Source organism: Streptomyces sp. GL_148, from assembly GCF_057834205.1.
Window position 1 is genome coordinate 5,094,202 of record NZ_CM174396.1, and the last position, 18,403, is coordinate 5,112,604.

The following is an 18,403-nucleotide window of genomic DNA, read 5'->3' on the forward strand; positions in this document are numbered from 1 at the left end:
CCGTAATTCACCAGAGGGTGAGCTGCGGGTTGCAGCCGGGGCGGTGTCCGGGCTTTCCGGCGTGGTCACGCACAGGGCGTGTCTCATCCGGGGTCGCTCGGGACCGCCGTCCGGCGGTTCGGGGAGCAGAGGTCCCACGGCGTTGCCGTGGAACTGCCGCATGGCCGGCACCACGAGACGTGGTGGTCTGGCTCGGTGCGGTTGACTCCCGCAGGGCTTCTTCCAGCCCTTGTGCGAAAACGATCTGTGCGTGCCGGGACGCGGTGGTGTCCAGGTATGCGGTTTTGGGGTCGTCCACGTCGGTGAAGCGGACGAACGCCGCGAGGGCGGCGGATACGAGGTCTCGCTTCCCGGTGAGTTCGCAGGCGATGCACTTGTGCTCGCGGTCGCGGAGCGTCTTGTTCATGCGTTCGCCGCACAGGCAGTGCTGTGACAGGGCGGTGGACCAGGTGGAGGCCCGCACGAGGCGGCCGCCCGCAGCATGGCACTCACCCTCAAGGGCCGTGATGAGCAGGCCGGGGGTGGTCTGGGAGAGTCGCTTGCCCCACAGGCGGTACCAGGTGCGGATGTCGCAGTCCTCGACCACCAGCGTGGGGCCGTGGGCGGCGATGATCTGCCGGGCGAGGAGGCGGGCGCGGTGGCGGCGGTGCTCGGCGGCTGCTTCGGCCTGGCGGGCGCGCAGTTCCCGGTAGCCGTACGAGATCCGGTCCCGCCGGAACGCCTGCTCCGGCACCCCGTCGACGCGGGCAGCACGCGCACCACCCGGAACGCTGACGGCCTTGGGCGCCAGGCCCTTGGCCGCCCGCTGCTCCGCCCTGCGGATCTGCTTCTTCGACAGCCCGTACTGCGCGGTATTCGTCGCCCGGCGGGAGCGCTCCAGCGCTCGTGCACGGCCGCGCCGCTTCTTCGCCCCGCGCTCCAGCAGCGCCTGTTCCTCGGGGCTGAGCGAACTTCCGCTGCGTCTGCGCAGCCCGCATAACCATCACCCCCCGTCATGCAATGACTACCCTACGGTACGACGTGTGGGTGGTTAAGCCGTTGCAGTAAGAAAGAAATGGGATCTACGGCCTTCGCCAATCCGGGCATGTCCCTGGACGGCTTCATCGCGGGCCCCGGCTCCTCGCCCGACAACCCGCTCGGTGACGGCGGCAGGCGCATCCACGCATGGGTCTTCGGCGTCGAGAGTCGGCGGGAGCGCCAGAGCATCACCCACACCCCGCGCGAACCGAGGGTGCCGCGAGCGCGGGTGAGTACCCGCGGCAAAAGGCAGGAGCCCCGTCGACTCTGCTCGCGCAGAGAAGACAGGGCTCCTTGGGTACTGCATATCCAACCGCGATTGGTTGGCCCAGGCGACTAGGCCGGGGTGACGTTCTCCGCCTGCGGGCCCTTCGGACCCTGGGTGACGTCGAAGTTCACCAGCTGGTTCTCCTCAAGGGAGCGGAAGCCGGCGGCGTTGATCGCGGAGTAGTGGACGAAGACATCCGGGCCGCCGCCGTCCTGGGCGATGAAGCCGAAGCCCTTTTCAGCGTTGAACCACTTGACGGTTCCGGTAGCCATGAGCCCTCCTATGGGCCAAAGGGTCGCCCTGCTCCAGAACCTGCTAAGAAGTCTGAAAACTACAAAAGCCTGCGGGTCACATTCTCCGCAGGCCTCGTACTGCAAGGGAAACCAAACTGCAACTTGCGTCGAGCCTAGCACGCACCTCCCGGCCGAGACCAGAGGGAAAGATCACGTCACCCGGACGTTTGAGACCCGCCAGACGGCTGACGGAGACGCGGGGGCTAGTCTCGCGATGTGGACGCCTATCGCAGCCGGCCCCGTGTCGGCCACATCCAGTTCCTGAACTGCCTGCCCCTCTACTGGGGGCTGGCCAGAACCGGCACGCTGCTGGACCTGGAGCTGACCAAGGACACCCCGGAGAAGCTCAGCGCGAGCCTCGTCCAGGGCGGCTTGGACATCGGTCCCATCACCCTCGTGGAGTTCCTGCGCAACGCGGACGAGCTCGTCGCCTTTCCCGACCTCGCGGTCGGCTGCGACGGCCCCGTCATGTCCTGCGTGATCGTCTCGCAGGTCCCCCTGGACCAGCTGGACGGCGCCCGCGTCGCTCTGGGATCCACCTCGAGAACGTCCGTACGCCTGGCCCAGCTGCTGCTCGCGGAGAAGTACGACGTACGGCCCGACTACTACACCTGCCCGCCCGACCTGGGCCTGATGATGCAGGAGGCGGACGCGGCGGTGCTGATCGGCGACGCCGCGCTGCGGGCCTCGCTGCACGACGCGCCCCGGCTCGGGCTCACCGTCCACGACCTGGGGGCGATGTGGAAGGAGTGGACCGGACTGCCGTTCGTCTTCGCCGTCTGGGCCGCCCGCAAGGAGTACCTGGAGCGTGAGCCGGAGGTCGTGCGGAAGGTTCACGAGGCCTTCCTCGCTTCCCGGGACGTCTCCCTGGAGGAGGTCGGCAAGGTGGCCGAGCAGGCGGCCCGCTGGGAGGCCTTCGACGCGGAACTCCTGGAGCGCTACTTCACGACGCTCGACTTCCGCTTCGGCCCCGACCAACTGGCCGGCGTACGTGAATTCGCGCGGCGGACGGGACTCACGACGGGCTATGCACCCGATGTGAACGTGGAGCTCCTGCCGGTGGGCGTGCCGGGTCATTAGTGCCGCTTATGCGGGTATTCGCCTTTCCGTAGAGCAGAATGCGCGAAAAGTGAATACCCGCTTCCGTTCACCGGGAATGCGTTCTCCTTTCACCGTCCCCGTGCGGGCGTGCGTGCGGGGACGCCCGGGGACACGATGGAGGGGGCGAGGGGGAGCCCGGGGCGGTCGCGAACGTGCTCACCCAGGGGGCCATCGGAGCTCCGCCATGACCACACGCACAGTCGGCCGGGACATCACGGTCCTCGGGGACGCCCTCGAAGTACCCGGCGTCGGTTTCATCCCGGTCAATGCCTTCCTCCTGAACGCCCGGGAACCCGTGGTCGTCGACACCGGCCTCGGCCTGCCCGACCGGGACTTCCTGAAGACCCTCTCCGAGGCCATCAACCCCGCCGACGTGCGGTGGATCTGGCTGACGCACCCGGACCGGGACCACACCGGCGGGATCTTCGCCCTGCTTGAGGCCGCCCCCGAGGCCCGCGTGGTGACCACCTTCCTCGGCGCGGGCGAGATGACCACGGAGCGCCCGCTGCCGATGGACCGGGTCTACTTCCTCAACCCCGGCCAGCGGCTCGACGTGGGAGACCGCTCCCTCACCGCCTTCCGGCCGCCCCTCTACGACAACCCCGCGACCGTGGGCTTCTACGACGACCGGTCCCGGGCCTGCTTCAGCTCCGACTGCTTCGGCTCCCCCCTCCCGGACGGGGACCTCGCGGCCGGCGGCGACGCCGGGTCGGTCGGGCCCGAGGACCTGCGGGCCGGCCAGCTCTTCTGGGCTTCGGTGGACAGCCCCTGGGCGTCCGTCGCCGACCGGGAGAAGTTCCTCGCCACGGTCCAGCCGCTCAGGGAGATGGACCCCGAGCTCGTGCTCTCCACCCACCTGCCGCCGGCCGCCGGGATCGGGCTCATCACCCGGATGCTCGACACGGTGGGCCTCGCCCCGGGCCTCGCCCCCTTCGTGGGCCCGGACCAGCAGGCCCTGGAGCAGATGCTCGCCGGATTCGAACCGGCCGCCCCGGCGCCTGCGGCGGCCTGAGCCGGAACACACCCTGCGGGGCCGTCCCCTACCCACCCTCGCCCGTTCCCGCGGGGCTGGATAGATCCAGCCCCGCCGGCGTTTGAGGCGATCTTTTCAGCCCGTCCGGCGTTTGAGGACCGGGTCCGGGCCGAGCCCGGGGAACGGTGGAAGGGCGGGTAGGGGACAACCGCCCCTGCTACCGTCCATCGCCAAGACGCGGCGGGGGCGGTTCAGGGGCGGGGGCGAGAGCTGACATGGGCATCGCGGGGTTCGTGGCCGGGGTCACGCTCTGGGGCACGCTGGCAGGCCTCCTGCTGCCCCGCGCCGTCTACCGCCTCGCGGTCGAAGCGGGCCTGCCCTGGCGCTCGGCCTGCCCGGCGGGCCACCCGCTGACCGGCCCGGCCCGCGGCTGGCTGGGTCTCGCGGTCTGCCCCCGGTGCGCGCCGCCCGCGCCGCCCGCCCCGCCCGCGCCGGGCGCCCGGTCCCGGTGGCGCGGGGGCTTCGCGCCTGCCGGTGGGGCCGTGCTGGTGACCATGCTGGTGTGCCTCGCGCTCGGCGCCGGGGTGGGCGCGCGGCCCGAGCTGGCCGTCTGGCTGCTGCTGGCGCCCTTCACCGTGCTGCTCTGCCTCGTGGACCGGGCCGTGCACCGGCTGCCCGACGTACTGACCCTCCCGCTGGCCGCCGGGACCGCCGTGGCCCTCGGGGTGGCCGCCCTGGCCGGGGGAGCCGCCGGCTCCTGGACGCGCGCACTGCTCGGCGGGCTCGTCCTCGGCGGCGTTTACCTCCTCCTCTTCTTCATCAACCCGCGCGGCATGGGCTTCGGCGACGTCAAACTCGCGCTCGTCGTGGGGCAGGTGCTCGGCTGGTACGGGTGGCCGGTGCTGTTCGCCGGCACCTTCGCCGCGTTCCTCGGGGGCGCCGCGCACGGTCTCACCCTGGTCGCCCTGCGCCGGGCGGACCGCAGCAGCCCGATCCCCTTCGGCCCGTTCATGGCGGGCGGCGCCCTCGTGGGCGTGGTCTGGGCGGGACTCGGCCTCGGCGCCGCGGCGGGCCTCTGAGCGCCCCTCTGAACACGGACCCCGCCGCCCGGCAGGGGGTCAGGGCGGCGGATGGGGCGGCTGGCGTAGGCTGGATCGGTCCGGAATTTTGACCGCAGCCGGGCGCCACCCGAACGACACAGCCGAACGACCCAGCTGCACAACACAGCCGAACGACACAGCCGAAAGGTGACGCACCGGTGACCGACCAGGCCGCTCTCCAGTCAGTCCTCGACCGAGCCGCCGGTGGAGGCCGGATCACCAAGGAAGAGGCACTCGACCTCTACCGCCACGCGCCCCTGCACGCCCTCGGCCAGGCCGCCGACGCGGCCCGCCGGCTGCGCTACGCCGGTACCGAGCACATCGCGACGTACATCATCGAGCGCAACATCAACTACACCAACGTGTGTGTGACGGCGTGCAAGTTCTGCGCCTTCTACGCGGCCCCCAAGGACGCGAAGAAGGGCTGGTCCCGCGACCTCGAGGACATCCTGCGCCGCTGCGCGGAGACCGTCGAGCTGGGCGGCACGCAGATCATGTTCCAGGGCGGCCACCACCCGGACTACGGCGTCGAGTACTACGAGCACCACTTCTCCGCCATCAAGCAGGCCTACCCGCAGCTGGTCATCCACTCCCTCGGCGCGTCCGAGGTCGAGCACATGGCCCGGATCTCCAAGGTGTCGGCGGAGGAGGCCATCCAGCGCATCCACGCCGCCGGCCTCGACTCCTTCGCGGGCGCCGGCGCCGAACTGCTCCCGGAGCGGCCGCGCAAGGCGATCGCCCCGCTCAAGGAGTCCGGCGAGCGCTGGCTGGAGATCATGGAGATCGCCCACAAGCTGGGCGTGGAGTCCACCTCCACGATGCTGATGGGCACCGGCGAGACCAACGCCGAGCGCATCGAGCACATCGCGATGATCCGGGACACGCAGGACCGCACGGGCGGCTTCCGCGCCTTCATCCCGTACACCTACCAGCCCGAGAACAACCACCTCAAGGGCCGGACCCAGGCGACCGTCTTCGAGTACCTGCGCATGATCGCCATCGCGCGGCTCTTCCTCGACAACATCGCCCACATCCAGGGCTCCTGGCTCACCGTCGGCAAGGAGGCGGGCCAGCTCTCCCTGCACTACGGCGCCGACGACCTCGGTTCGATCATGCTGGAGGAGAACGTGGTCTCCTCGGCCGGTGCCAAGCACCGCTCCAACCGCATGGAGATCATCGACCTCATCCGCAAGGCGGGCCGCGTCCCGGCGCAGCGCGCCACGACGTACGAGCATCTCCTCGTGCACGAGGACCCGGCGAACGACCCGGTCGACGACCGCGTGGTCTCGCACATCTCCTCCACCGCCATCGAGGGCGGTACGGCCCACCCCGAGCTGAAGCTCATCTCCTCGAACTGAGCGCCCGTGCTGACGATCCACACCGCCGAACTCCTCGTTACGGGAACCACCACCACCGGACCCGGACCCGGACCCGCGCCGCTGCCCGGCGGCGCGGTCCTGGTCGAGGGCGACCGCATCGCCCGGGTGGGTCCGTACGAGGAGCTCGCCGCGGCCTATCCGCACGCGCGCGCCCGCAACTGGCCCGGGGTGCTGACCCCGGGGCTGCTGGTGCGCGGCGGCGACGAGCTGCTGCAGCGCACGTACTACCCGGACGACCCGTACGAGATCACCGAGCTCGGGGCCGAACCGATCAGCGGCGCCGAGGCGTTGGCCGACCTGAAGATGACCGAGCAGCGCTGGGGCAACAGCGCGCGGCGCGCTACGCAGAAGCTGCTCGCCCGCGGGGTGGTCGCGGTGGCCGGCCGCTTCACCATCCCGGCCGTCCGGACGGCCGTGGTCCGCTCCGGCCTCACCGTCGTCCCGCCCGCCCCCTACGAGGGCCCGGCCTCCCTGAACCCGCTCGTCGGCCGGACCGCGGCCGAGGAGGCCTTCCACGGGGTCCTGGAGCCGGGCGCCCCGGCGCGGTTCGCCGTGTTCGCGGTGGCCGGTCCGGTGGAGCTGCTGGTGGAGGGCCCGACGAGCTGTGTGGCCACGGTCATCGGCGGCAGGCTGCTCCACCGCCGGCGCTGAACGCCGCAGGCACCGTACGGGCGGCCGGGTGCGGTGCCCGGGGGCCTGCGAGAATGGCGGGGCGGTCCGCAGGACCCTGCCGAACCGTTCGCCGAACCATTCGCACCGCACCCGAGGGGCCCACGCCAGTGACCACCGCTTCCCTGGACAAGCAGCCGCACGAAGTCGCCTCCATGTTCGACGGCGTGGCGGCGAACTACGACCTCACCAACGACGTCCTCTCCCTCGGGCAGGCCCGCCTGTGGCGCAAGGAGGTCGCCAAGGCGGTCGGCGCGCGCCCCGGGCAGCTCGTCCTCGACCTGGCCGCCGGCACGGCCACGTCCTCGCTGCCCTTCGCCGCGGCCGGCGCGTACGTCGTGCCCTGCGACTTCTCCCTCGGCATGCTCCGCGAGGGCAAGAAGCGCAACCCCTGGCTCCCGCTGACGGCGGGCGACGCGACGAAGCTGCCGTTCAAGGACGACTCCTTCGACTCCGTCACCATCTCCTTCGGCCTGCGCAACGTCCAGGACACCGACGCGGCCCTGCGCGAGCTGTACCGGGTGACGAAGCCCGGCGGCCAGGTCGTGATCTGCGAGTTCTCGCAGCCCACCTGGGCCCCCTTCCGGACCGTGTACACCGAGTACCTGATGCGCGCGATGCCGCCGGTCGCCCGCGCGGTCTCCTCCAACCCCGACGCGTACGTCTACCTCGCCGACTCCATCCGCGCCTGGCCCGACCAGCCGGCGCTGGCCGCGCTGCTGCAGAAGGCCGGCTGGTCCAAGGTGGCCTGGCGCAACCTGAGCGGCGGCATCGTGGCCCTGCACCGCGGCACGAAGCACTGACGAGCACCGACCCAAGTACGGACGGGACCCCGCCGATGGACTACCAGGCACTGCTGGAGCAGGTCGCCACCGACATCGCTCCGCTGATCGGCAGCGGCACCACCGCCGAGTACATCCCGGCGCTGGCGTCCGTGGACCCCCGGCAGTTCGGGATGGCCATCGCCGACCTCGACGGCAACGTGTTCGGGGTGGGGGACTGGCGGACGCCGTTCTCCACGCAGTCCATCACCAAGGTCTTCGCGCTGGCCCTCGCGCTCGCGGAGGGCGGCGACAGCCTGTGGGAGCGGGTCGGCCGGGAACCCTCCGGCAACCCGTTCAACTCCCTCGTGCAGCTGGAGTACGAGAACGGCATCCCGCGCAACCCCTTCATCAACGCGGGCGCGCTCGTCGTCACCGACCGGCTCCAGACCCTGACGGGCGACGCGAGCAGCGAACTCCTGGGCTTCCTCCGGGAAGAGAGCCAGAACCCGGACGTCGCCTTCGACGCGGAGGTCGCCGCCTCCGAACAGGAGCACGGGGACCGCAACGCGGCCCTGGCCCACTTCATGGCCGCCTACGGGAACATAGACAACCCGGTGCCGATGCTGCTGGAGCACTACTTCTGGCAGTGCTCCATCGAGATGAGCTGCGCCGACCTGGCCCGCGCCGGCCGCTTCCTGGCCCGGCACGGGCTGCGCGCGGACGGCTCGCGGCTGCTCACGCGCAGCGAGGCGAAGCAGGTCAACGCGGTGATGCTGACGTGTGGGACGTACGACGCGGCGGGGGAGTTCGCCTACCGGGTGGGCCTGCCCGGCAAGAGCGGTGTGGGCGGGGGCATCGTCGCGGTGGTGCCCGGCGCGTGCACGCTGGCCGCGTGGAGCCCCGGACTCGACTCCCAGGGCAACTCGGTCGCCGCGGTGGCCGCCCTGGACCGCTTCACGACCCTGACGGGCCTGAGCGTTTTCTAGTATTTGACGCGCCGGTCGGGGTGCTCGGCCCTGGCGGGCCGCACCTTCTTGACGCGCCGCTCGCGCGGTGCGGCCCTGGCGGGCCTCCCCGGCTTCGCGCCGCTGCGCCGGACTCCGTCCGGCGGGGGCGGGTCGGCGGTGCCGCCACTGCCGTCTGGTGCGGGGGCCGGTGGGCGGGTGCGGCTGGTTGGGCCCTGCGGGGCTGGGTCCCCTACCCACCCTTCGCCCGCTCCCCGGACTCCGCCCGGACCCGTTGCCGCGTGCGGCGCTGTTGCCGGGTCCGGGGCTGAGCCCCAGGGTCTTTCCGGGTCCGGGCAGCGCCCGGGGAACGGTGGAAGGGCGGGTAGGGGACTCTCGCTCCGCGCAGCGGCGAGGGGCGCTGCGGGGACTCTCGCCCCGCGCAGCGGCACGCTCGGAGCCGGGGCTACGCGGTACGGCTCCGCGCAGCGGGGTTACGCCGGGGCGAGGGTCAGTGCGTAGCGGCGGGCGTGGCGGCGGCCACCGGGCAGGGGGAAACGATCCGCCAGGGTCATGCCGAGCCGCTCCGCCACCGCGATCGAGCGAACGTTCGCATCGTCGATCATCGCCACCACATCCGGAACCCCAGCCCCCCGCACCCGCTCCAACGTGGCCAGCGCAGCGGCATACGCATATCCCTGACCCCACGCGGAGCGACCGAGCCTCCACCCGATCTCGATCTCCCCCACCGGCCCCCACTCCTTCTCCGCCGGCCACGGCTGCGCCCCGGTGAAGCCGATGACCTCCCCGTCCTCGTCCAGCAGCGTCCACAGGCAGAAGCCGAGCTGCGCGTCGTGCATCCGCTGCCGCGCGGTGATTTCTTCGTAGAAGGAGAGTTCGGCGGGCCCGCCGAGGAACTCCATGACGTCGGGGTCGCGGAAGACCTGGTGCCAGGCGTGCGCGTCCTCGTCCGTGGGCACACGGAGCTGGACGACGGGGAGCGGCCGGGTCGGCGAGGTGGTCACAGGGCAGCCCTTCGGATCGTGATCTCTCTCGCTGCATAGACTGCACGTGTTCTCGTGCCGTTGGGCACCTTTATCGAGTTATCGAGCCTTCGGGAGACCCGCCGTGACCGAGCCCCTCTCCGAGCACTCCGCGGACGTGATCGTCGTCGGGGCCGGGCCCGCCGGCTCGACCACCGCTTATTACCTGGCCAAGGCCGGACTTGACGTCCTGCTCCTGGAGAAGACGGCGTTCCCGCGCGAGAAGGTCTGCGGCGACGGCCTGACGCCGCGCGCCACGAAGCAGCTGGTGTCGATGGGCATCGACATCTCCGAGGAGGCCGGCTGGCTGCGCAACAAGGGCCTGCGGATCATCGGCGGCGGCCAGCGGCTCCAGCTGGACTGGCCCGAGCTCGCCTCCTTCCCCGACTACGGACTCGTCCGCAAGCGCGACGACTTCGACGAGACCCTGGCCCGCCAGGCGCAGAAGGCCGGCGCCCGGTTGTACGAGCGCTGCAACGTGGGCGAGCCCGTACGCGATCCCCGTACCGGCCACATCACCGGAGTGACGGCGAAGCTCGGCGAGGAGAAGACCCAGGTCACCTTCAGGGCCCCGCTGGTGGTCGCGGCCGACGGCAACTCCTCGCGGCTCTCGCTGGCGATGGGCCTGCACCGCCGCGAGGACCGCCCGATGGGCGTGGCCGTGCGTACGTACTTCACTTCGCCCCGCCACGACGACGACTACCTGGAGTCCTGGCTGGAGCTCTGGGACCGGCGCGGGGCCCAGGACCGGCTGCTGCCCGGCTACGGCTGGATCTTCGGCATGGGCGACGGCACCTCCAACGTCGGCCTCGGCATCCTCAACTCCTCCTCCGCCTTCAAGGAGCTGGACTGGCGCGAGGTCCTCAAGGCCTGGTGCGCCTCGATGCCGGAGGACTGGGGCTACACCCCCGAGAACATGACGCAGCCCATCCGCGGCGCGGCCCTGCCCATGGCCTTCAACCGCCAGCCGCACTACACCAAGGGGCTGCTGCTCGTCGGTGACGCGGGCGGGCTCGTCAACCCGTTCAACGGCGAGGGCATCGCCTATGCGATGGAATCGGGCCAGATCGCCGCCGACGTCATCGTCCAGGCCCACTCCCGCGCCACCCCGGCCCTGCGCGAACTGACCCTGCACAGCTACCCGAAGGTCCTGAAGGAGACCTACGGCGGCTACTACACGCTGGGCCGCGCCTTCGTGAAGCTCATCGGCAACCCGAAGATCATGAAGATCGCCGCCCAGCGCGGGCTGAGCCACCCGGTGCTGATGAAGTTCACGCTGAAGATGCTGGCCAACCTGACCGACCCGACGGGCGGCGACGCGATGGACCGCGTCATCAACGGCCTTTCGAAGGTGGCTCCAAAAGCCTGATCATTCAAGGCCGGGCCGCTCGTCGGGTAGACGCGCGGCCCGGCTCGTGTGGTCGGCCGTCAAACATTGACGATCTTCACCTTCGGTGAGCCGGGAAGCTCCCCGGCGGCCTTGCACAGCGCTGGGATGTGCGACTTGTCAGAGGTGACGAGCAGTACCGGGGGCGTGCACAGTGCTGCCGTGGCCACCACGAGTGCGTCCACAAGGCATTCGTGCCCGTCAAGGCCCGACGCGTCCAGCAGCTTCGCTGCGGCGTCTGTCACCGCGTCGCTGACCGGTTTCACATCGAACCGGGAAAGCAGGAACTGGAGTCGCTTGGCAGCCTCGCCGGTTCGGCGCACCTCCAAGGGCGTCAGTGCGGACAGCGCCACGCGTCGGCCGCTCTGCTGAGCGACCTCGATGCGCGCACGCATCCCCTCGTCACCGTCGACGTGCAGTGAAAGCCCTTGGGCGTCCAGGACGAGCGTGCCCTCGCTCTTGGCCTTGATCTTGAGGCGCTTGCTTACCACTCCTGTTCCGCCTGCCGGCGCGCTTCGGCAGAGACGGGGCCGAACGCCTTGCGGTCAGCGGTGACGACCTCGCGGAGCTTCTGCGCGGCGAGCCATTCCTCCAGGGCTTCGGCCACGACGGAGGAGAACCCGCTCTTGCCGGTGCGTTCCTCAACTTCCTTGATCAATGACTGGGCGAGCGACACGGATCTCTTGCCGGCCCGCTCCCCGGCGGCCTGGGGTGCTACGTGGCTGCTCATATCTAAAACGTAACACCGCCGGTAGGAAATTTCTTGTCCGATGGTTACCTCGGTGGAATCAAGGTCGCCCCCAAGGCCTGGCCCTGGCCCTGGCTCTGGCCGGGCGCGCCTCGCGCGGGGCCTCGTACGGGATCTCGTACGGGACCCCGTGCGTGTCCTCCTGCGCGGGGTCGGCCGTGCCGTGGACCTGGCGGACGCAGCGGGCCAGCAGGACCAGGCCGCAGAGCATCAGGGTCCCCGAGGCCGTCCACTCCAGCGTGAGCGTGAGCGGGGAGCCGGGCCTGTGCCAGGGGCGGGTGGTGGTCAGCAGCCAGCCGCCGAGGGACAGGAGTCCGAGCCCGGCGGCGGCCGGGGCGGTACCGGGGGCTGCGTCGGCTGCGTCGCCTTCGTCGGACGGGCTGGGCGTCACGGATCACCACTTCCTGGGGCGACTCGGACGTGCTCGCCCCGGCCATCTTGGCAGCACCTCGCCCGTTCGGCGCGAGGTGCCCGCCAGGCGGGACGGGCCGGAAAGTCGGTTCCAGGCAAGAAGTTTGGCTGACCAGCAGGTGAGAAGGCCTTGTCCCCGGCACCGGCCGGACTGTTCAATTCCCGAGATTGAATCCTCCCCTCCCTGAAGGGAGGGGATTCCTCACCCTCCAGGGCTGATCGGGGATTTCTGGCTCAGGCGGCCACTTGGGGCAGCGCCCCGGGTGGTCTCACGCCCTCAGCACCAGCCGGGTTGAGACCAGCCCGGACCAGCATCACGCGGGCGGAGTTCTTGTCCCTGGGGGACAGGGCTCCGCAGGCGGTGCAGGTATACGTTCGTTCGGAGAGAGGTAGTGCGTGCTTGGTTCTCGCTCCGCACTGCGCGCAGTCCATCGTGGTGTGCGCGGGGTGGACCAGGTGCACGGCCCGTCCGTGCTTGCGGCCCATCTCGACCAGCGCCGTCTTCGTCGCGGAGATCGCCGCGTCGGCAGCCTTCCGAGCCATGGTGGACTTGGCGAGGAACTTCGGCCGGAAGTCCTCCACCGCCAGGGCGTCGTGGTCGCGGACCACGCGCTTGGCCCACTTGCGGCCGGTGTCCTGACGCTGCCGGGCCACTTTCTTGTGCAGCTTCGCCGCCAGCTTCTTCGCCCGCTGGTATCCCTTCGACCCGGGCTTGCCCTTCGGCGGCTTACGGCGGGCCATCATGCGCTGATAGCGGGCGAGCCTGACGGCGGCCGTCCTGCCGTGCTCGGCGTGCGGGAGATCGTGGTCGTCGGATGTGGTGGTCGCCGTCTCCTTCACGCCCCAGTCGATCCCGATCACCGCGCCCGTCTCCGGGAGCGGCTGCACCTCGGCGGGAACGACGAAGGAGGCGTACCAGGCTCCCGTGCTGTCCTGACAGACACGCACGCTGGACGGGTGGGCAGGAAGGTCCCGCGACCACACCACCGTCAGGGCGATTCCGCCCGCCAGGTGCAACTTCCCGCCCTTGAGGCGGAAGCCGTTGCGGTTGAAGTTCATCGACGGGCGCGTTTCACGCTTCTTCTTCCACCTGGGCATCCCCGCCCGCTGCCGCATCGGCAGACCGTCCTTGATGTCCTTCTGCGCCTTCGCGCGGGACTTCCCGAAATCCCGGATCAACTGCTGCTGCGGAACGCTGGAGCCTTCACGGAGCCAGGTGTTCGTCTTGCGGGCGTCGGTCAGCATCTTGTCGAGCTGCCCCGGACCACACGTCCGCTTGTCCACACCCTCGGGCCGGCGTTTGTTCCAAAGGTGCGTCTGCTTTGACTTCGCGCAGCACTCGTTCCAGATCCACCGGCACCGGTCCCACTCTGCAAGGAGCAGGCCGAGAGCGGTGGACGACACACGCAGGCGGAAGGTCCACCGGGCGTACCCGGCATCCCCCGCGATCGGTGTCGCTGCCATCCCAACAACCTATCCCCGACTACTGACAACAGCCGAAAGGACAGGTCAGAACAAATGCGAACCGAACTCCGGTGCTCCGGGCCTCCGCTCCAAGGACTCATTCCTCCCCGGCCTGACGGCCGGGGCATCCTGGGAGAAACCCGGTGAACAGGTCTTCCGCGATGCACTCCCGTCCGCTCCGCTACCCCGCCCTGCGCCCCGCCCTCCCGGCCGCCGTCCTGCTGGCGCTCGTCCTGGGCGGCTGTTCGGATCCGGACGGCGGCGGCGCGCACGGCGAGCCGGAACTCGGCGAGATCGCCGCCGCCCCGGCGACCGCCTCGCTCTCGCTGCCCCTGGACGCGTACACGGACACCGAGGCCGAGACGGTCCGCATGGGGCAGGTGCAGCAGCGGCTGATCTCCCGGTGCATGGCCCGGTACGGGTTCCCGTACGAGGAGGTCAGGCCGTCCGGTCCCGCCGGCGCCCAGGGGCCCGAGGGCCGGCACCGCACGCTCTTCGGGGCGGCCGATCCGGTGTTCGCGGCGGCCCACGGCTACGACGCGACCGCGGGCAAGGGGCGGCCGGTCAAGCCCCCGGCCACCCCGCTGAGCGAGAGCGCCGCCCTGGTCATGCACGGCGAACGGCCGGGCGGGGAGCAGGGCGGCGCCGCGCAGCCCCCGGACGCCCGGACCGAGGAGGAGGCCGCGCGGGTGGACAGCGGCATCGACGTCGGCGGGCAGAAGGTGCCGGCCGGCGGATGCCTGCGGGAGGCGTACCGCACGCTGTACGCGCCGACGAAGGACAGCGTGGACCTGCTGTTCCCGTTCGGGCTGGCCTCGGAGGCGCACGAACGCTCCAAGGGTGATTCGCGGGTGGCCGAGGTGCTGAAGAACTGGTCCGCGTGCATGGGGAAGTCGGGGTACGCCGGGCTGAAGGATCCCTACGAGGTCGTCCAGAAGCTCGGCCTGGAGGCGGATCCGGGCGGGCCCAAGGCCGTCACCGCGGCCAAGGCCGATGTCGCCTGCAAGCGCGAGGTGAACCTCGTGGGCATCTGGGCGGCGGTGGAGAAGGCCTACCAGGAGCGGCTGGTGGAGGAGCAGGCCGAGACCCTCGCGCTGTACAAGAAGCAGCGCGAGACCCGCTACAAGCTGGCGGCAGGGCTCCTCTGAGCCGGGCCCGGGCCCGCCCCGCCGGGCCCGGGCCCGCCCCGCCGGGCCCGGGCCCGCCCCGCCGGGCCCGGGCCCGCCCCGCCGGGCCCGGGCCCGCCCCGCCGGGCCCGGGCCCGCCCCGCCGGGCCCGGGCCCGCCCCGCCGGGCCCGGGCCCGCCCCGCCGGGCGCGCGCCGGTCAGGAGGGCCGGGGCAGGCAGGCCCGGTACGCGTCGAGGTGGTCCCGCTTGAGCGCCTGCCACTGCTCGGAGGTGCCGCCGTCCTTCTGCTGCACCTCGCCGGTGACCGGATCCGGGTCGGGATACCAGGAGATGCCCCGTCCCCTCATGCACTCGGAGGCCTTGCGCGCGGAGGCGAGTTCCTGCGGGCTCGCCTGGACGGGGGAGGGGGCGGGGAGCAGCGACAGGCAGGCCTGCTGGGCCGGGAGGAACTGCGGGCTCTCCTTCTCCACGAAGTGCGGAGCCCCGTTGTCCCCGTAGGAGATGGTCATTCCGTGCTGCTGCATGCACGTGTAGAACGGCATGTCCGCCGCCGCGATCGAGGGTGTGGCGGTGGGCCGGGCCGTAAGTCCGGGATTTCCCGCTCCGGAGTTCTTCCCCGAGCCTTCCCCGCCTCCGCATCCGGTCAGTGCGAGGCAGCACAAAAGGAGTGACGAGGATATTTCGCGTACACGCACGAGGTGTTTCCCTTGCGGTCGGCGGAGTGGAAGGGCGTGCTGGTGCGGGGGAGGGGGCACAGGCCGCGGGAGATCGTAATCAGGTGCCCGTAATGCGGACAAGTCCGTTACCCGCCATGCGGGTTGTGGCCTGAACAGCCGAGAAGCCCCTTGCCCTGTGGTGCCCCGGAAGGTTTAATCCCGGCCGGAATCAATTCCCTGAAGATGGAGAAATGCCCAATGAACAAGACCCTCAACAAAATCGCCGCCGGCTGCGCCGCGGCGGTATCCGTGAGCGCCGTTCTCCTGGCGGCAGCCGGGCCGGCCGCCGCCAACACGGAGCGGAACGGCTATCTGGAAACCAGTGAGTTCGGCCTTTACTACAACTCCTATCAAGGGGGTTGTGTCTTCGACCTGATGTCGTCGGACTGGAACTTCTTCAACGACCTCTTCGTCGGACCGGAGGGCTGCGCGGGCCGGAACCGGGTGACGAACGACGACACCGCGTCCTACCGGAACCGGGACACCTACACGTGGAAGGTGGCCACCGAAGTGAACCTCACCGGTCTGATCGGCTCGCTCCCCCCGGGCTACACGGGCAACGCCAGCGTCAACTTCAAGAACAAGATCACCTCGGCCACGTTCCTCGACTGACGCAGCGGCGCGGGGCCGTGGCGCAGCGGCGCGGGCCGCCCCCGCGGCTCCCCGCGCCGCCGGGACGGCGCCCCAGGCGCCCCTCAGAGGGCCCAGGCCCGTTTGGGCGCCTCCAGGAGCCCCCAGGACGCCGAAAGGCCGGTACTCCACCCCCGAGCGGGGGAGTACCGGCCTTTCGTGCGTCACCGGGAGCGGCCCGGGACTGCGGGGAGATGTCAGAGGACGCGGACGGCGCCCGTCGGCCGGTCGTAGCTCAGGGAGCGCTCGACGATGCCGGTGTTGGAGTTCTGCGCGCCGACGAACTTGCCGCCGCCGACGTAGACGGCGACGTGGTACGCGCTGCCCTTGGAGCCCCAGTACAGGATGTCGCCCGCCTGGAGGGCGCTCAGGGAGACCGACTTGCCGAAGCTGGACTGCGCCTGCGACATGCGCGGCAGGGTGATGCCGGCCTGCCGGTACGCGGCCTGGACCAGACCCGAGCAGTCGAAGGAGGACGGGCCGGTGCCGCCCATGACGTACGCCTTGCCGACCTGCGCGCGGGCGAAGTTGACGATGGCGGCGGCGGAGCCGGTCGCGGGGGCCGTGACGGTGCCCTTGCCCTGCTCGGAGGAACCGGAGGAGGAACCGTTCGACGAGGAGGACCCGGAGTTGCTCTGGATCGGGGCGCGGGGCGCGCTGCGGTTGGCGCGCTCGGCCTCGGCCTTGCGGTCCGCCTCGGCCTTCGCCTTCGCCTTCGCCTCGGCGTCGGCCTTCTGCTGGGCGTCGGCCTTGAGCTTCTTGGCCTCGGCGGCGGCGCCCGTGCGGGCCGTCTCTTCCAGGGCGTTGAGCTCGCCGTCGACGGCGGCGGCGCGGGTGTTCTCCGCGGCCTTGGCCACGGACGAGGACACCTCGGCGCTCAGGTCCAGGTCGAGGACCGGCATTTCGAGCGTGGTCTCGTGCGCGGGCTCGGCGGAGGGGGTGGCGCTCGCCGTGCCGGCCATGGCCAGGGTGCTGAGGACGCCACCGGCAACTCCGGCGCGGACCGCGAGCTTCGAGGCGCTGCGGCGGGGCTTCCGGTGGCTGGGTATGTGAGCGGTGAGGGACATGGGTACAACCGCTATCAGGGCGCGCCGGTTCCCTTCAAGAAACGTGGTCTGCGCCACAGTTGTGCGCGAACCGGGCTAACCGGGCGCGTCGGAACTCTTATTGACGCCGTAACGGGCGAATCGGACAGCCGGTCACAAGGCTGTGATCATGGGGTTTCCGCAATAAGTCCGAATTGATCCCGGGCCTACCATCGACCCGCACTGATGGCCAAGCCCCCTTTCGGTACCGCGAATTCCGAGTGGCGCAGGTCACAGAAGCGTCACGCCATGCGGACGCTGTGGCCCTCCTGTGACCGAACCGTGAACGCGCCGCCGGATCGGATCCGGGCTGGAGCCGGGCCCTCGCCGGTTCGGAGCCGGTTCGGAGCCGGTTCGGATCCGGGTCGCGATCGACCGCGACCCGGCCGCCGGTCCGTCCCGGGTCGCCGTCGGGTCACCTCCAGCGGCCACCTTCGGGTCACCTCCGGGGTCACCTCCGGCCCCTCTCGGGATGACCCCCGGGTCCTCCTCTGCCCCGCCTTAGTGAATGCATGCACGCGTCCACTCCCGTCCGCGCGGGGTCCCCCGACCGGGGGACGCCGATCCCTTTATCATCACGCGCACCACGTTGCCAATTTGCATGCAGTGGCCACGATTTGATAGTGCAGCAGGCCTTCCACCTGCGACGACAGGTGCGGATGTCACCTTTGGTGATCATGTGGATGCTTCACGTATGAAGATCACTACTCATTGGGCTTCATGATCGTTCGTCAGGTGGTGGAGATCACAAACTCGTTGTTGTAACCCGTGTCGCAGATCACAGATGGGCGGGCATAAGATGCGCACCAGTCCGGCTTGTGAACTGCCTCACATGCGAGACGTGGGAGGCGGGGCGCGCGGCGCCGGCACAGCGGTCCAACGGTCAAGGACGACTGGAAGGAGCGAGGAGCGTGAATGCGTACGCGCCCATCCTCGTGCTCGGCGCCCTCGGCGCAGGGTTTGCGATCTTCTCCGTGGTCATGGCCACGCTGATCGGCCCAAAACGGTACAACCGGGCAAAACTTGAAGCTTATGAGTGCGGCATCGAGCCCACTCCCATGCCGGCCGGCGGCGGCCGCTTCCCCATCAAGTACTACCTGACGGCGATGCTCTTCATCGTCTTCGACATCGAGGTTGTCTTCCTCTACCCCTGGGCGGTCACCTTCGACTCGCTGGGGATCTTCGGGCTCGTCGAGATGCTCCTCTTCGTGCTCACCGTCTTCGTCGCCTACGCCTACGTATGGCGCCGCGGCGGCCTGGAATGGGACTGAGGGGCTGAATTTT

Annotated in this window: 20 protein-coding genes; 11 read left to right on the plus strand and 9 right to left on the minus strand. The window is 70.5% G+C overall.

Features of this window, described 5'->3' with window-relative positions:
* Positions 1–7: 7 nt before the first annotated feature.
* Both AC3IYI_RS23540 and AC3IYI_RS23545 read right to left on the minus strand, forming a co-directional pair.
* Positions 8–733: a hypothetical protein gene (locus AC3IYI_RS23540; protein WP_489405632.1), complete on the minus strand. Its 726-nt coding sequence runs from the start codon at positions 731–733 to the stop codon at positions 8–10.
* Positions 734–1,353: 620 nt separating this feature from the next.
* Positions 1,354–1,557: a cold-shock protein gene (locus AC3IYI_RS23545; protein ID WP_112451444.1), complete on the minus strand. Its 204-nt coding sequence runs from the start codon at positions 1,555–1,557 to the stop codon at positions 1,354–1,356.
* Positions 1,558–1,794: 237 nt separating this feature from the next.
* On the opposite strand from AC3IYI_RS23545, the gene AC3IYI_RS23550 reads away from it, so the two are divergent.
* The 7 genes from AC3IYI_RS23550 (at position 1,795) to AC3IYI_RS23580 (ending at position 8,550) form a co-directional block, all read left to right on the plus strand.
* Positions 1,795–2,658, plus strand: coding sequence for a menaquinone biosynthetic enzyme MqnA/MqnD family protein (locus AC3IYI_RS23550; protein WP_243339969.1), 864 nt, complete (start codon positions 1,795–1,797; stop codon positions 2,656–2,658).
* 205 nt (positions 2,659–2,863) lie between these two features.
* Positions 2,864–3,691: an MBL fold metallo-hydrolase gene (locus tag AC3IYI_RS23555; RefSeq protein WP_489405633.1), complete on the plus strand. Its 828-nt coding sequence runs from the start codon at positions 2,864–2,866 to the stop codon at positions 3,689–3,691.
* Positions 3,692–3,927: 236 nt separating this feature from the next.
* Entirely contained in the window at positions 3,928–4,731 is an 804-nt protein-coding gene (locus AC3IYI_RS23560) for a prepilin peptidase (RefSeq protein ID WP_489405634.1), read from the plus strand.
* 179 nt (positions 4,732–4,910) lie between these two features.
* Positions 4,911–6,110, plus strand: a complete 1,200-nt coding sequence (mqnC, locus tag AC3IYI_RS23565) for a cyclic dehypoxanthinyl futalosine synthase (RefSeq protein WP_489405635.1) — start codon at positions 4,911–4,913, stop codon at positions 6,108–6,110.
* Between the two features lie 6 nt (positions 6,111–6,116).
* Positions 6,117–6,782, plus strand: a complete 666-nt coding sequence (locus AC3IYI_RS23570) for an imidazolonepropionase-like domain-containing protein (protein WP_489405636.1) — start codon at positions 6,117–6,119, stop codon at positions 6,780–6,782.
* Positions 6,783–6,910: 128 nt separating this feature from the next.
* A complete protein-coding gene (locus AC3IYI_RS23575) occupies positions 6,911–7,603 on the plus strand; it encodes a demethylmenaquinone methyltransferase (RefSeq protein ID WP_489405637.1) in 693 nt (230 codons plus the stop codon).
* A 35-nt stretch (positions 7,604–7,638) separates the two neighbouring features.
* The gene (locus AC3IYI_RS23580; RefSeq protein WP_489405638.1) at positions 7,639–8,550 is read left to right on the plus strand and encodes a glutaminase; all 912 of its coding nucleotides are present in this window, start codon (positions 7,639–7,641) and stop codon (positions 8,548–8,550) included.
* Positions 8,551–9,002: 452 nt separating this feature from the next.
* On the opposite strand, the gene AC3IYI_RS23585 is transcribed toward AC3IYI_RS23580, so the two are convergent.
* Complete coding sequence (locus AC3IYI_RS23585) at positions 9,003–9,533, minus strand: GNAT family N-acetyltransferase (protein WP_489405639.1); 531 nt, start codon at positions 9,531–9,533, stop codon at positions 9,003–9,005.
* A 103-nt stretch (positions 9,534–9,636) separates the two neighbouring features.
* Here AC3IYI_RS23585 and AC3IYI_RS23590 point away from each other — a divergent pair, with 103 nt between their 5' ends.
* Positions 9,637–10,920: a geranylgeranyl reductase family protein gene (locus tag AC3IYI_RS23590; RefSeq protein WP_489405640.1), complete on the plus strand. Its 1,284-nt coding sequence runs from the start codon at positions 9,637–9,639 to the stop codon at positions 10,918–10,920.
* A gap of 59 nt (positions 10,921–10,979) precedes the next feature.
* Here the strand turns inward: AC3IYI_RS23590 and AC3IYI_RS23595 are convergent, their stop codons facing one another.
* From AC3IYI_RS23595 to AC3IYI_RS23610, 4 genes are all read right to left on the minus strand, one after another.
* On the minus strand, positions 10,980–11,429 hold the full coding sequence (locus tag AC3IYI_RS23595; RefSeq protein ID WP_489405641.1) for a PIN domain-containing protein: 450 nt from the start codon (positions 11,427–11,429) through the stop codon (positions 10,980–10,982).
* Positions 11,423–11,668, minus strand: coding sequence for a hypothetical protein (locus AC3IYI_RS23600; RefSeq protein WP_489405642.1), 246 nt, complete (start codon positions 11,666–11,668; stop codon positions 11,423–11,425). Before AC3IYI_RS23600 ends, AC3IYI_RS23595 begins: the two co-directional genes overlap by 7 nt.
* A gap of 58 nt (positions 11,669–11,726) precedes the next feature.
* Entirely contained in the window at positions 11,727–12,077 is a 351-nt protein-coding gene (locus tag AC3IYI_RS23605) for a hypothetical protein (protein ID WP_489405643.1), read from the minus strand.
* Positions 12,078–12,331: 254 nt separating this feature from the next.
* On the minus strand, positions 12,332–13,561 hold the full coding sequence (locus AC3IYI_RS23610; RefSeq protein WP_489405644.1) for an RNA-guided endonuclease InsQ/TnpB family protein: 1,230 nt from the start codon (positions 13,559–13,561) through the stop codon (positions 12,332–12,334).
* A 143-nt stretch (positions 13,562–13,704) separates the two neighbouring features.
* On the opposite strand from AC3IYI_RS23610, the gene AC3IYI_RS23615 reads away from it, so the two are divergent.
* Positions 13,705–14,709, plus strand: coding sequence for a hypothetical protein (locus tag AC3IYI_RS23615; protein ID WP_489405645.1), 1,005 nt, complete (start codon positions 13,705–13,707; stop codon positions 14,707–14,709).
* A 176-nt stretch (positions 14,710–14,885) separates the two neighbouring features.
* On the opposite strand, the gene AC3IYI_RS23620 is transcribed toward AC3IYI_RS23615, so the two are convergent.
* Positions 14,886–15,212 carry a hypothetical protein gene (locus AC3IYI_RS23620; protein ID WP_489405646.1) on the minus strand — a complete coding sequence of 109 codons (327 nt, stop codon included), beginning with the start codon at positions 15,210–15,212 and terminating at the stop codon, positions 14,886–14,888.
* A 390-nt stretch (positions 15,213–15,602) separates the two neighbouring features.
* On the opposite strand from AC3IYI_RS23620, the gene AC3IYI_RS23625 reads away from it, so the two are divergent.
* Positions 15,603–16,016 carry a hypothetical protein gene (locus AC3IYI_RS23625; protein WP_489405647.1) on the plus strand — a complete coding sequence of 138 codons (414 nt, stop codon included), beginning with the start codon at positions 15,603–15,605 and terminating at the stop codon, positions 16,014–16,016.
* Positions 16,017–16,231: 215 nt separating this feature from the next.
* Here AC3IYI_RS23625 and AC3IYI_RS23630 read toward each other — a convergent pair whose 3' ends face one another.
* Positions 16,232–17,101: a C40 family peptidase gene (locus AC3IYI_RS23630; RefSeq protein WP_489405648.1), complete on the minus strand. Its 870-nt coding sequence runs from the start codon at positions 17,099–17,101 to the stop codon at positions 16,232–16,234.
* Positions 17,102–18,030: 929 nt separating this feature from the next.
* Here AC3IYI_RS23630 and AC3IYI_RS23635 point away from each other — a divergent pair.
* The gene (locus tag AC3IYI_RS23635) at positions 18,031–18,390 is read left to right on the plus strand and encodes an NADH-quinone oxidoreductase subunit A (RefSeq protein ID WP_030010013.1); all 360 of its coding nucleotides are present in this window, start codon (positions 18,031–18,033) and stop codon (positions 18,388–18,390) included.
* Positions 18,391–18,403: the final 13 nt, after the last annotated feature.